The sequence below is a fragment of the Ruegeria sp. G10 genome (genome assembly GCF_056533645.1).
Genome location: NZ_JBQFOQ010000005.1, coordinates 60198 through 73364 on the forward strand (window position 1 = coordinate 60198; position 13167 = coordinate 73364).

Below are 13167 nucleotides of genomic sequence, written 5' to 3' on the forward strand. Positions count from 1 at the left end.
GCACATATTTGCAAGCGATCAAAGCATGTTGCGTCTGGTCTTACGTCCGGCCTTTGCGGGTCGACAGCAACAGGTTGGTCTCGGACCGGGTAACGCCCTCCATCCGCCTGATCGCGAATAAAACATCATCGAACTCGGCTAAAGTATCGGTGCCGATCTCGACGATCAGATCCCAGCTGCCATTGGTGGAATGCACCGCCCCTACCTCGCGCAAGGCCGCGATCCGAGACCGGATTCGTTCAGTCCCCCGACCCTCGATCTCAAGCATCATCAACCCGCGAACCGGGCTTTCCGAGACGCCCTGACGGGTCACCACCGTGAAGCCCACAATCTCACCCGACTGCTTGAGGCGCTGCAACCGGCTGCGCACAGTGGTGCGGGTCACGCCCAAGAGCTCGGCCAACTCGGATAATGAGGCACGGGCGTCCCGATGCAGAGCATTCAGCAATCGGCTATCCAGTTCGTCCATAGAACCTTTCCAAATCGAATTTCACTGATCCAGTTTGATCATTTTGACCTCTTTTCTCAACCCATCCTGCATTCATATACAGCCTTATGGACAAGAAAACTCTCATTCTGGCCGGGGCCCCGATGGATTCCGGTAAACGCCGTCAAGGCTGCCGCATGGGGCCCGACGCCTATCGCGTGGCCGGGCTGGCGCAGGCGCTGACCGATCTGGGACATACCGTCACAGACATTGGTGACACCGTCCCCGATCAGGTCGATATGGCCGAGCACGCACACCTGTTCGCGCTGCCCGAATGCGTCGGCTGGACCCGCGCCCTGAGTCGTACGGCGCAAGAGGCCGCGCAGCACGGCCTGCCGATTTTCATGGGCGGGGATCACGCGCTGTCGATGGGCACGGTCGCGGGCATGGCGACGCACGCGCACAGTATAGGTCGCCCCTTGTTTGTACTGTGGCTGGATGCGCATAGCGATTTTCACACCCCCGGCAGCACTGCCAGCGGCAACCTGCACGGCACGCCGGTCGCGTATTTCACTGGACAGCCGGGGTTCGAGGCCTTCCCCCCCCTCACCACCCCCGTCCCTACAGATCGCGTCGGCATGATCGGCCTCCGCTCGGTCGATCCGGCAGAGCACGCGGCGCTTGAGAAAGACAAGGCCATGCTGGCCGACATGCGCAGCATTGATGAGCACGGCATTAAGGCTCCGCTGTTGGCCTTCCTCGACAAGGTACGCGCAGCAAATGGCCTCCTGCATGTTTCGCTGGATGTAGATTTCCTGGATCCGTCGATTGCGCCCGCCGTCGGCACCACTGTCCCCGGTGGCGCTACCGAGCGTGAGGCGCATCTGGTGATGGAACTGCTCCACGAAAGCGGCCTTGTCTGCTCACTGGATCTGGTCGAACTGAACCCGTTCCTTGATGAACGTGGCCGAACCGCAAAACTGATGGTCGATCTGGCCGCCTCGCTGATGGGCCGCCGCATCTTTGACCGCCCGACCCGGAGTTTCTGATGACCCAACCCTCTGACAAGGCCCTTGTGCCGTTTGTATCCGTCGACAACATGATGCGCCTGATCCATCACATCGGGCTAGAGCAGATGATCATCCAGATCGCGGCGCAGATCGAGGCTGATTTCAAGCGCTGGGAAAGCTTCGACAAAACACCCCGTATCCCGGCACACTCGCCCCATGGTGTGATCGAGTTGATGCCCACCTCGGATGGCGAGGCTTATGGGTTCAAATACGTCAATGGTCACCCCAAGAACACATCCGAGGGACTTCAGACCGTGACTGCGTTTGGCTTGCTGGCCGATGTCTACACCGGCTATCCGACACTGCTGACCGAGATGACGATGCTGACCGCCCTGCGCACGGCAGCAACCTCGGCGCTGGTGGGCAGCTATCTTGCCCCGAAATCGGCCACGGTAATGGCAATGATCGGCAACGGTGCACAATCCGAGTTCCAGTGTCTTGCTTTCAAGGCGATGTGCGGGATCAGCACCGTCCGCCTCTATGACAACGACCCGCAGGCTACGGCGAAATGCGCAGCAAACCTCGAAGGCAAAGGGCTGACGGTGATCTCATGCAAGACGCCGGAAGACGCGATCGAAGGCGCGCAGATCATCACCACCTGCACGGCCGACAAGAAATACGCGACGATCCTGACCGACAACATGGTTGGCCCGGGCGTACACATCAACGCGATCGGCGGCGACTGCCCCGGCAAAACCGAGTTGCATCGCGATATCCTGATGCGGTCGGATATCTTCGTGGAATACCCCGAACAGACCCGCATCGAAGGTGAGATTCAGGCGCTGGAATCGGATCATCCGGTCACCGAAATGTGGGAGGTCATCAGCGGCAAAGCCAAGGGCCGCACCGATGACCGCCAGATCACGCTGTTTGACAGTGTTGGCTTCGCCATCGAGGACTTTTCAGCCCTGCGCTACATCAAGCGCGCCATCGAAGGCACGGATTTCTTCGAGCCGTTGGACATGCTGGCCGACCCGGATGACCCGCGCGACCTGTTTGGCATGTTGATGCGCGCGACTTAGGCATCGCGCCCATTTCAAACCCCAGAAAACCAAAATCCTGGAGGGGGCTCTGCCCCCACCGCCTTCGGCGGCCCCCCGGGATATTTCTGGCCAGATGAAACGGATCGGTCCACCCCTGACCGCGTGCCAGGGGCTTCATCTGGCGCGGTCATCGGCGTCCCGCCTGTAATCCCCACTCCTGACCCAACGAAATGATTAAGGGTCCGTTACTTCATCTGGCCAAAAATATCCCGGAGCGCGAGGCAGAGCCTCGCAGAATCCCTGCGCTATCCGGCGAGCGATGGCAGGTACAGCACTATTCCCGGAAAGGCCACGAGCAACGCGATGGTGACTGCATCGGCAATAAAGAACGGAGTGACGCCCTTGAATACATCCTGAACGCTCAGATCAGAGCGCACCCCGGCGACGACAAAGCAATTGAGGCCAATGGGAGGTGTAATCAGACAGAACTCGGCCATCTTCACCACCAATATGCCGAACCAGATTGCGCACATCGGACCTGACATGCCAAAGGCGCTGTCTGCGGCGCTGACAGTTTCCCCTCCGTTCAGGGCCATGACCGCGGGATAAACGACAGGAAGTGTCAGCAGAAGCATCCCAATTGCATCCATAAACATCCCCAGTACCGCGTAAGCCAGGAGAATGCAGATCAGGATCAGCATCGGTGACATTTCAAGTGAGGTGATCCAATCCGAAAACGCGCCAGGAAGATCGGCGAAGCCCAGAAAACGGACGTAGATCAGCACTCCCCAGATGATCGAGAATATCATGGCCGTCAGCTTGGCTGTCTCCAGCAGCGCCGACTTAAACTCGGGCCAGCGCATGCCGTGGAACAGGGCAAAGCAGAACACGATGAATGCACCAATCGCACCGCCCTCGGTCGGTGTACCCCAGGCTTTGTCACCGAACGGGTTATAGACAAAGCAGATGATGATCAGGATCACCGCGACGATCGGGATGGCGCCCGGTAGCGCTGTAAATCGCTCTTTCCAGCTGAAGCCGGTGACGGGAGGGCCGACTGATTTGAACACCACTGCAATTCCAATGATCAACAAACCGTAGACAACAGCCGAAAATGCACCCGGGATGAACCCGGCGAGCAGCAGTTTGCCCACATCTTGCTCAACGATGATGGCATAGATTACCAGGATCGCAGAGGGCGGTATCAACGATGCGAGCGTCCCGCCTGCCGCAACCACACCTGCAGCGAAGCGTTTGTTGTAGCCGACCGAGAGCATCTCGGGGATCGCAATACGCGCAAACACCGCCGATGTCGCAACAGAGGCACCCGAGACCGCCGCAAAACCGGCCGTGGCAAAAATGGTCGAAACTGCGAGACCACCAGGCACCCAGGCGATCCAGCGCTTTGCTGCCTCGAACAATGCCCGCGTCAGACCGGCATAATAAGCAAGATAGCCGATCAGTATGAAGGTCGGGATCAGGCTGAGCGTATGCGACGCCACTTTCGAATGCGGCACCTGTCCGGCTGTCTTGACCGCCACCGTGACGGCCCGGCCAAACCGGTCAGGGTCGTAGCCGAACTTGGCCCAGAAAATCCAGATCAGACCCACAAGGCCTGCCAGACCGGCGGCAAAGGCGACGCGCATTCCGGTGACCACAAGAAGCAGCAGCCCTCCGGTGACCCACAGGCCGATGTCGATCGTGTCCATGGGTCAGTTTTGCCTTTCGTACTGTTCGGCTTCGGCGGCTGCCTGCGCCGCCGCGTCCTGAATCAGCGGGACAGCAACCGGGTGCGCCTCGCCCGTGATAAGCGCCCGGCCATAGCCCCAAATCTGCAAAAGCAGCCGCAGACACAGCACCGAGAACGCCACCGGAGCGAGCAGCTTGGCGGGCCACAAGGGAATGCCGATATCAATCGAGCTGTCGCGGCTCCACATCGGCGCATCGAAATCAAAAGAGCGATCGAAATGTGACCAGCTGCCCCAGACAAGGGCCACCATCAGCAGAAGGATCAAAAGGACAGATATCAGCTCGAACATCCAGAGCGCGCGCCCCTTCAGCCGCGAAATCACGATATCCATACGAATATGACCGCCATCGCGCTGAACAAAAGAAATGCCCAAGAACGCGATCAGCGGCATGGCCTGCTCAATCCAGTCAACATAGCCCGGCAGCGGTGCATTGGCGGCGTTGCGACCGCTGACCGAGACCACAGCAAGCACCATCAGCCCAAAGACTGCCAATCCGCTGATCAAGGCAAGACTACGCTCCAGTCGCAATAGCTGCTGGTCGAGACGGCTGATCAGGCTGCCGTCCTGCAGCACTGTGGCATGGCCTGCCATCTTGGTTTTACCTCGCTGTCAGGAAAAGCCGGGCATCGGATGATGCCCAGCCTGTGCAATCAATTACCACCGCGTTGCTGCTGCAACGTGGCCTGCACCAGATCATAAAGCTCCTGCGCGGGCAGACCCTGTGCGCTCATATCCGCAATCCACTGTTCGCGAATGGGATCTGCAGCCTTGGCGCGGAATTCTTCGATCACGGCATCCTCGATCATGACTTTCTGCACGCCTTTTTCTTCCAGCACGCTGTCCCACTGCTCTAACAAACCACCGTAGTTGGCCAGATAGTGCGCGATAGCTTCGTCCACGGAACTGTCCAACGCTTCGCGATGCGCATCCGAAAGTGAGTCATAGGCATCGATGTTAACCACGACCGGACAATTGACCGTGCCCGGGTTCAGGTTCGCGGTCCACCAATCAGCCTCGTTAATCGTGCCGAAGGACAGGTGCGCGTGTTGTGCAAACGCCACCGTATCGACGACCCCGGATTCCATCGCATTGTAAGCTTCCGTCGCCGGGACCGAGGTCGGAACGCCGCCCACTGCTTCGAACGCCTGCCCCAGACCACCTGTCGCGCGGACGCGCATGCCGTCGAAATCGGCGAGCTTATCGCGAGCATCGCCAGTACCGACCAGATTATACTGCGGCATGGGCGAGGTCATCAGAAGCCGCGCATTCCATTGCGCCATCTCGTCCTGGACCGCAGGGTGGTCGTAGACCGCGTGGCTGACCGCGACCTCCTCATCGAGGGTGCTCACCCCAAGAAACGGCAGTTCGAGCACGGTGATCGCACGGTTCTTGTCGCGGTGATAGCCTGCACAGAATTGCGCCATCTCGAACGCGCCGATCTCGATCCCGTCCAGATTTTCGCGCGGCTTCGACAGACCGCCATAGCTGACATTGATGGTGAACTCACCGCCGGTCTTTTCGCTGACCAGTTCGGCCAGCTTCTCGACATGCTCAGTGAAAGCGCGGCGTTTTCCCCAGACCGAGGCATTCCATTCCGTCGCTGCGGCCTCGGCGACGAACGCAAAGCTCAGCGCGGTGACGGCTGCACCGCTCAACATCTTTTTCATAGTGTTTCCTCCCATTGTTGCACCCCTTGGCGAGGCGCTTGAAATCGAAGCTAGCGCTAAGTCCCGAATGTGCCAACCCCCGCGAACCAGCCGGCATTGCTCCGCCGATCTTGCGCGGTGTCATGACAAGGCGGCGCGGCACCTTCCGAGGCGCAATGAAGGCATGACAGTTTAGCATTTGTTTTTTAACCGCTTTTACCAGACATACTCTCATTTATTTACAAAATTTGAGGCATTCTAAAAATTTCTTTACAAACTAATCCATAGATTACGGCAATTTATTTCTTTCTTTTCCAAACCCCGTATTATCCGAGTTGGGGAGGAACCGGATCGACATTGCCTGATCGGCGGCGATATCAATCCAATGTAATCCAGTTCTAGAGGGAGGAGCCTCAACCATGACCAACGCTGCCCAGGCAGATGCCAAGACCTATCCGCCATCTGCAGAAACCGTTGCACGTGCGCATGTCGATGCCGACAAATACGCAGATATGTACGCGGCCTCGACCGACACCCCCGAGGTGTTCTGGGATGAGCAAGGCAAGCGCCTAGACTGGATCAAACCTTATAGTCAGGTCAAAGACGTCAACTATGATTTCGGCTCGGTCAAAATCAACTGGTATGCCGACGGCACGCTGAACGTCTCGGCCAACTGCCTGGATCGTCATCTGAAAACGCGCGGCGATCAGACTGCGATCATCTGGGAACCCGACGATCCTCAGGACGAAGCCCAGCACATCACCTATGCCGAATTGCACCGCCGCACCTGCCGGATGGCCAACATTCTGGAATCCATGGGTGTGCGCAAGGGCGACCGTGTAATCATCTACCTGCCAATGATCCCCGAGGCCGCATATGCCATGCTGGCTTGCGCCCGCATTGGTGCCATCCACTCGATCGTTTTCGCCGGTTTCTCGCCTGATGCGCTGGCGGCACGGGTCAACGGATGTGACGCCAAGGTAATCATCACCGCGGATGAAGCGCCGCGCGGTGGCCGCAAGACCCCGCTGAAATCGAACGCGGACGCCGCCCTGCTGCACTGCAAGGACACCGTGAAATGCCTCGTGGTCAAGCGCACCGGCGGTCAGACCACATGGGTCGCCGATCGCGACTTCGACTACAACGAAATGGCACTGGAAGCAGACGACTACTGCGCCCCCGCCGAGATGAACGCCGAGGACCCGCTGTTCATCCTGTATACCTCTGGCTCGACCGGTCAGCCCAAGGGTGTTGTCCACTCGACGGGTGGTTATCTGGTTTATGCGTCGCTGACGCACGAGATCACGTTCGACTATCACGAAGGTGACGTTTACTGGTGCACCGCCGATGTCGGCTGGGTCACCGGCCACAGCTATATCGTCTATGGGCCACTGGCCAATGGCGCGACCACGCTGATGTTTGAAGGCGTCCCGACATTCCCCGATGCCGGTCGTTTCTGGGAGGTCTGCGCCAAGCACAAGGTCAACCAGTTCTACACCGCCCCGACTGCGATCCGCGCTCTGATGGGTCAGGGCAACGAGTTTGTGGAAAAGCACGACCTGAGCGATCTGCGCCTGCTGGGCACCGTCGGTGAACCGATCAACCCCGAGGCGTGGAACTGGTACAATGACGTGGTCGGCAAAGGTAAGTGCCCGATTGTCGATACATGGTGGCAGACCGAGACCGGCGGTCACATGATGACCCCCCTGCCCGGCGCGCATGCGTTGAAGCCCGGCTCGGCCCAGAAACCGTTCTTTGGCGTTCAGCCGGTGGTTCTGGACCCGCAATCGGGTGTCGAGATCAACGGCAACGGCGTCGAGGGTGTTCTGTGCATCAAGGACAGCTGGCCTGGCCAGATGCGCACCGTCTGGGGCGATCATGAACGGTTCGAGAAAACCTATTTCTCGGACTACAAAGGCTATTACTTCACCGGTGACGGCTGCCGTCGCGACGAAGATGGTGATTATTGGATCACTGGCCGTGTCGATGACGTGATCAACGTCTCTGGCCACCGCATGGGCACCGCCGAGGTGGAAAGCGCGCTGGTGGCACATGCTGCCGTGGCCGAAGCCGCGGTGGTCGGCTATCCTCATGATATCAAAGGACAAGGTATCTATTGCTATGTCACTTTGATGAATGATCGTGAGCCTTCGGATGAGCTGCTGAAAGAGCTGCGCACTTGGGTCCGGACCGAGATCGGCCCGATTGCCAGCCCAGATGTCATTCAGTGGGCTCCGGGCCTGCCCAAGACCCGCTCGGGCAAGATCATGCGCCGTATCCTGCGCAAGATTGCCGAGAATGACTTTGGATCGCTGGGTGATACCTCGACGCTGGCTGACCCGTCGGTTGTCGATGACCTGATCCAGAACCGGGCGGTAAAGTAATGGACGCTGCAACGACCACAACCCCCGCTGTTCTGATCCTTCTCGGCCCTCCGGGCGCCGGGAAGGGTACACAGGCCCGTATGCTGGAAGACAAGTTCGGGCTGGTTCAACTCAGCACTGGTGATCTGCTGCGCGAAGCGGTCGCCGCAGGCACCGAGGCTGGTCTGGCCGCCAAGGCGGTGATGGAGGCCGGAGATTTGGTGAGCGACGGCATCGTCATCGCCATCCTGCGTGATCGCATGGCCGAGCCCGATTGCTCGAAAGGCGTCATTCTGGACGGCTTCCCACGCACCACGGTTCAGGCCGAGGCGCTGGATGGACTGTTGGCTTCGGCTGATCAGAAGATCAACGCGGCCATCAGCCTTGAGGTCGAAGACGCCGAGATGGTGACACGGATTTCAGGCCGGTACACCTGCGCCGGATGCGGTGAAGGGTTTCACGACACGTTCAAGCAACCCGCCGTTGAAGGCAAATGCGACAAGTGTGGCCATACCGAGTTCAAACGCCGCGCCGACGACAATGCCGAGACGGTCGCCTCGCGGCTGGCCGCCTATCACGCACAGACCGCACCTCTGATCGACTACTATCAGAGCCAGGGCGTGCTGAAGGGCATCGACGCCATGGGACAGATCGACGACATCGCCCGCGACCTGCAAGGTCTGGTCGGTGAGGTCATGAATTAAGGGGAGGAGATAAGCCCCCCAGGGCTTTGATCCTTATAACAGAATACTTCAATGGACCCGCCTTGGCGGACCAGAGAAGTTTTGCCTGACGTCACGGGGCGTCTGGTACATTCGAGAAGCGGCCCAACGCACTGGAGGAGTTGGGCAACGGGCCGCCCAACGAGGAAGCGAAGGAGGAACCCGCGATGGCGGATCAATCAACAAACTCCGCGCAGACTGCCGAGGCCGACAAGGGCTATTGGCAGGCCAACCTGCGCCTCATTTACATCAGCCTCGCGATCTGGGCGCTGGTGTCGTTTGGATTCGGCATTCTGCTGCGTCCGTTGCTGTCGGGGATCGCCGTTGGCGGCACCGATCTGGGCTTTTGGTTCGCTCAGCAGGGATCGATTCTGGTCTTTCTCGTGCTGATCTTCAACTACGCCTGGCGCATGAACAAGCTGGACGCCGAACACGGCGTGGAAGAAGATTAAGGGAGAGCGGGGATAATGGATCAGTTTACCATCAACCTGCTGTTTGTTGGCGCGTCTTTTGCGCTATACATCGGCATCGCGATCTGGGCCCGTGCGGGTTCCACATCTGAATTCTACGCTGCGGGTCGCGGCGTTCACCCGGTCACCAACGGTATGGCGACAGCGGCGGACTGGATGTCTGCGGCCTCGTTCATCTCGATGGCTGGCCTCATCGCCTTTACCGGCTATGACAACTCGACCTTCCTGATGGGCTGGACCGGCGGCTACGTGCTGCTGGCGCTGCTGCTTGCACCTTACCTGCGTAAGTTCGGCAAGTTCACCGTCTCGGAATTCATCGGCGACCGCTTCTACAGCCAGACTGCACGTATCGTTGCTGTGATCTGTCTGATCGTGGCCTCGGTGACCTACGTGATCGGTCAGATGACCGGCGTTGGCGTGGCCTTTGGCCGCTTCCTTGAGGTTTCGAACACTTCCGGTCTGCTGATCGGTGCCTGTGTCGTGTTTGCATACGCGGTGTTTGGCGGGATGAAGGGTGTGACCTACACCCAGGTTGCTCAGTACTGCGTGCTGATCACAGCCTACACCATCCCGGCGATCTTCATCTCGCTGCAGCTGACCGGCACGCCGATCCCGGCACTGGGTCTGTTCGGCGACACCGCAAGCGGTGAGCCTCTGCTGACCAAGCTGGACGCCATCGTGACCGAGCTGGGCTTCAACGAGTATACAGCCCACCACTCGAACACGCTGAACATGGTTCTGTTCACGCTGTCGCTGATGATCGGTACCGCGGGTCTGCCACACGTCATCATGCGCTTCTTCACCGTTCCCAAAGTGTCTGACGCACGTTGGTCGGCGGGTTGGACACTGGTCTTCATCGCCCTGCTGTACCTGACGGCTCCGGCTGTTGGTGCCATGGCGCGCCTGAACATCACCGACATGATGTGGCCCAATGGTGGCATCGAAGGTGGCGCTGTCTCGGTCGAGGAAATCGACAACGATCCGCGCTATGACTGGATGGCCACATGGCAGAAAACCGGTCTGCTGGATTGGGAAGACAAGAACGGCGACGGCAAGATCCAGTACTACAACGACAAATCCGAAGCGATGACTGCAATCGCGGAAGAAAAAGGCTGGGTCGGAAACGAGCTGACCAAATTCAACCGTGACATCCTGGTTCTGGCCAACCCCGAGATTGCCAACCTGCCGGGTTGGGTGATCGGTCTGGTCGCTGCCGGTGGTCTTGCGGCTGCTCTGTCGACCGCTGCGGGCCTGTTGCTGGCGATCTCGTCGGCTGTGTCCCACGACCTTATCAAGGGCGCGATCAACCCGCAGATCTCGGAAAAAGGCGAGCTTCTGTCGGCGCGTATCGCGATGGCTGTGGCGATTGCGGTTGCAACCTGGCTAGGTCTCAACCCCCCGGGCTTCGCGGCGCAAACCGTTGCTCTGGCCTTTGGTCTGGCGGCTGCCTCGATCTTCCCGGCGCTGATGATGGGGATCTTCTCGACCCGCATCAACAACACCGGCGCGGTTGCAGGTATGCTGGCTGGTCTGGTCGTCACACTGGTCTACATCTTCCTGCACAAGGGCTGGCTGTTCATTCCGGGCACCAACTCGTTCACCGATGCTGACCCGCTGCTGGGTCCGATCAAGTCGACCTCGTTCGGCGCAATCGGTGCCATGGTCAACTTCGCCGTCGCCTACGTGGTGGCCGGTGCGACCAAGGAAACCCCGCAGGAGATCAAAGATCTGGTCGAAAGCGTGCGTATTCCCCGTGGTGCGGGCGCAGCTCAGGATCACTGAGTGTGATGCGGTCGACGGCCCTTGCCTTCGACCGCGTCTTTCGACTTACTGTTCCCGCCTGGCATACCACCGGGCGGGACTTTTCATTCAGATCACCAGAGAACGCAGATGCCCCTGTCTCACACCGAAATCACCCGGTTCCTGAAATCCGTACACCCCTATGACGCCCTGCCCGCGCAGGTGCTGGACGATCTGGCACATGAGATCGACGTCTGGGAACTGGATGAAGGCAGCGCGGTCTACGAAGTCGGCCACGCGATGCCCGGCGTGTTCGTGATCTATGAAGGTCAGGTTGAGATCACGGATGAGAATGGCGCAGTCGTCTCGCATCTGGGGCTCAGAAACTCTTTTGGTGAGCGTGGATTGCTGAAAGACGGCAAAGCCGCCACCAAAGCGCGTGCCCATACACCTTCGGTCCTGATCCTGCTGCCGCCCGATCTGGTTCGCAAGCTGATTGACGGGCACGACGTCATCGCAAAATTCTTCGACCGGACCCGTAGCACGCGGACCGGGCCCGATAGCCTGGCCACCAGTGCTGTCGATGTACTGATGGCGAAGAAACCAGCCACCTGCCCACCGGAAACTCCGGTTCGGACCGCCGCGCAGATCATGCGCGACCGGCATATCTCATCGCTGTGCGTGACCGAGGGCGAGCGGTTGCTGGGTATCGCGACGCTGCGCGATATCTCGGGCAAATTCGTCGCCGAAGCGATGCCTGCGGATACGGCGGTTTCGGCCATCATGACCGCTAATCCGATTACGCTGGCGCCCACCGATATCGGGTCGGATGTGCTGCATATCATGATGGAACGCGGCATCGGGCATATCCCGATCTCCGAGGCCGGTCGTCTGGTCGGGATCGTGACTCAAACCGATCTTACACGCTACCAGGCGGTCAATTCCGCCGAACTGGTGGGCCGGATCGCACGCGCGGACACGGCGCAAGACATGGCTGTGGTCACAGCTGAAATCCCACAACTGCTTGTCCAACTGGTCGCGGGTGGCAACCGCCATGAAATCGTGACGCGACTGATCACCGATATTGCCGACACCGCCACCAGACGCCTGCTGACCCTGGCCGAGGCCGAACTTGGGGCACCGCCCGTCCCTTATCTGTGGCTGGCCTGCGGTTCGCAGGGACGACAGGAACAGACGGGTGTTTCGGATCAGGACAATTGCCTGATGCTGGATGACAGTGCGACCGAAGACGACATGGCCTATTTCGCGGCGCTGGCCAAATTCGTCTCGGACGGGCTGGACACTTGCGGGTATTTCTATTGCCCCGGCGACATGATGGCGACCAATCCACGCTGGTGTCAGCCGGTACGTGTCTGGCGCGACTATTTCAAAAGCTGGATCGCCAAGCCAAACCCCGAGGCGCAGATGCTGGCCTCGGTGATGTTTGACCTGCGCCCGATCGGGGGCGCGTTTGATCTGTTCACTGACCTGCAAGCGGATACGTTGGCGGCGGCCAATGCGAATTCGATCTTCGTGGCGCATATGATCGCAAACTCGCTGAAACACACGCCACCGCTGGGCCTTCTGCGCGGCTTCGCGACCATCCGGTCGGGCGAACATCGCAACACGCTGGACCTGAAGCACAATGGCGTGGTCCCCATCGTGGATCTGGCGCGCGTTTACAGCCTGCAAGGACAGTTGACCGAAGCCAACACCCGCGCCCGCCTGAGCGCAGCCGAAGCGGCTGGCGTCCTCAGCGCGTCTGGCGCGCGCGATCTGCTGGACGCATATGATCTGATCGCCGAGACGCGGCTGGAACATCAGGTCAGACTTGTCAAATCCAATGACGCACCAGACAACTACCTGCCGCCAAGTGAATTGTCCGACTTTGAGCGAAGTCATCTCCGCGATGCCTTTGTCGTGGTAAAAACGATGCAATCGGCGGTCGGGCATGGCAAAGGCATGCTGGGCTAACCCCGCAGGAACGAACGGAGA

Annotated in this window: 11 protein-coding genes; 7 read left to right on the forward strand and 4 right to left on the reverse strand. The window is 59.4% G+C overall.

Annotated elements, in window-relative coordinates:
* Positions 1-40 precede the first annotated feature (40 nt).
* The gene (locus ACR0KM_RS10410; protein ID WP_480859599.1) at positions 41-469 is read right to left on the reverse strand and encodes an Lrp/AsnC family transcriptional regulator; all 429 of its coding nucleotides are present in this window, start codon (positions 467-469) and stop codon (positions 41-43) included.
* Between the two features lie 86 nt (positions 470-555).
* On the opposite strand from ACR0KM_RS10410, the gene rocF reads away from it, so the two are divergent.
* Positions 556-1476, forward strand: a complete 921-nt coding sequence (gene rocF, locus ACR0KM_RS10415; protein ID WP_480859602.1) for an arginase — start codon at positions 556-558, stop codon at positions 1474-1476.
* Entirely contained in the window at positions 1476-2519 is a 1044-nt protein-coding gene (locus ACR0KM_RS10420; RefSeq protein WP_480821776.1) for an ornithine cyclodeaminase, read from the forward strand. Before rocF ends, ACR0KM_RS10420 begins: the two co-directional genes overlap by 1 nt.
* Before the next feature lie 266 nt (positions 2520-2785).
* Here the strand turns inward: ACR0KM_RS10420 and ACR0KM_RS10425 are convergent, their stop codons facing one another.
* From ACR0KM_RS10425 to ACR0KM_RS10435, 3 genes are read right to left on the reverse strand one after another with little or no spacing between them, the layout of a single operon-like run.
* A complete protein-coding gene (locus ACR0KM_RS10425) occupies positions 2786-4189 on the reverse strand; it encodes a TRAP transporter large permease (protein ID WP_480821774.1) in 1404 nt (467 codons plus the stop codon).
* Between the two features lie 3 nt (positions 4190-4192).
* Positions 4193-4822, reverse strand: a complete 630-nt coding sequence (locus ACR0KM_RS10430; protein WP_480859603.1) for a TRAP transporter small permease subunit — start codon at positions 4820-4822, stop codon at positions 4193-4195.
* A gap of 59 nt (positions 4823-4881) precedes the next feature.
* Positions 4882-5898: a C4-dicarboxylate TRAP transporter substrate-binding protein gene (locus ACR0KM_RS10435; protein WP_480821770.1), complete on the reverse strand. Its 1017-nt coding sequence runs from the start codon at positions 5896-5898 to the stop codon at positions 4882-4884.
* Positions 5899-6296: 398 nt separating this feature from the next.
* Between ACR0KM_RS10435 and acs the strand changes: the two genes are divergently transcribed.
* The 5 genes from acs (at position 6297) to ACR0KM_RS10460 (ending at position 13146) form a co-directional block, all read left to right on the forward strand.
* Positions 6297-8261 carry an acetate--CoA ligase gene (gene acs / locus ACR0KM_RS10440; protein WP_480821768.1) on the forward strand — a complete coding sequence of 655 codons (1965 nt, stop codon included), beginning with the start codon at positions 6297-6299 and terminating at the stop codon, positions 8259-8261.
* Entirely contained in the window at positions 8261-8944 is a 684-nt protein-coding gene (locus ACR0KM_RS10445) for an adenylate kinase (protein ID WP_480821766.1), read from the forward strand. Before acs ends, ACR0KM_RS10445 begins: the two co-directional genes overlap by 1 nt.
* 185 nt (positions 8945-9129) lie before the next feature.
* Positions 9130-9414 carry a DUF4212 domain-containing protein gene (locus ACR0KM_RS10450; protein WP_480821764.1) on the forward strand — a complete coding sequence of 95 codons (285 nt, stop codon included), beginning with the start codon at positions 9130-9132 and terminating at the stop codon, positions 9412-9414.
* A 15-nt stretch (positions 9415-9429) separates the two neighbouring features.
* Entirely contained in the window at positions 9430-11214 is a 1785-nt protein-coding gene (locus ACR0KM_RS10455; RefSeq protein WP_480821762.1) for a sodium:solute symporter family protein, read from the forward strand.
* 108 nt (positions 11215-11322) lie between these two features.
* Complete coding sequence (locus tag ACR0KM_RS10460) at positions 11323-13146, forward strand: DUF294 nucleotidyltransferase-like domain-containing protein (protein ID WP_480859607.1); 1824 nt, start codon at positions 11323-11325, stop codon at positions 13144-13146.
* The last annotated feature ends 21 nt before the right edge of the window (positions 13147-13167 follow it).

Bases quoted from the DNA above. Each gene is read 5' to 3' on its own strand.
- ACR0KM_RS10410 (WP_480859599.1), bottom strand. From the start codon at position 469: ATGGACGAACTGGATAGCCGATTGCTGAATGCTCTGCATCGGGACGCC.
- ACR0KM_RS10430 (WP_480859603.1), bottom strand. From the start codon at position 4,822: ATGGCAGGCCATGCCACAGTGCTGCAGGACGGCAGCCTGATCAGCCGT.
- ACR0KM_RS10425 (WP_480821774.1), bottom strand. From the start codon at position 4,189: ATGGACACGATCGACATCGGCCTGTGGGTCACCGGAGGGCTGCTGCTT.
- ACR0KM_RS10445 (WP_480821766.1), top strand. From the start codon at position 8,261: ATGGACGCTGCAACGACCACAACCCCCGCTGTTCTGATCCTTCTCGGC.
- ACR0KM_RS10435 (WP_480821770.1), bottom strand. From the start codon at position 5,898: ATGAAAAAGATGTTGAGCGGTGCAGCCGTCACCGCGCTGAGCTTTGCG.
- ACR0KM_RS10420 (WP_480821776.1), top strand. From the start codon at position 1,476: ATGACCCAACCCTCTGACAAGGCCCTTGTGCCGTTTGTATCCGTCGAC.
- ACR0KM_RS10460 (WP_480859607.1), top strand. From the start codon at position 11,323: ATGCCCCTGTCTCACACCGAAATCACCCGGTTCCTGAAATCCGTACAC.
- acs (WP_480821768.1), top strand. From the start codon at position 6,297: ATGACCAACGCTGCCCAGGCAGATGCCAAGACCTATCCGCCATCTGCA.
- rocF (WP_480859602.1), top strand. From the start codon at position 556: ATGGACAAGAAAACTCTCATTCTGGCCGGGGCCCCGATGGATTCCGGT.
- ACR0KM_RS10455 (WP_480821762.1), top strand. From the start codon at position 9,430: ATGGATCAGTTTACCATCAACCTGCTGTTTGTTGGCGCGTCTTTTGCG.
- ACR0KM_RS10450 (WP_480821764.1), top strand. From the start codon at position 9,130: ATGGCGGATCAATCAACAAACTCCGCGCAGACTGCCGAGGCCGACAAG.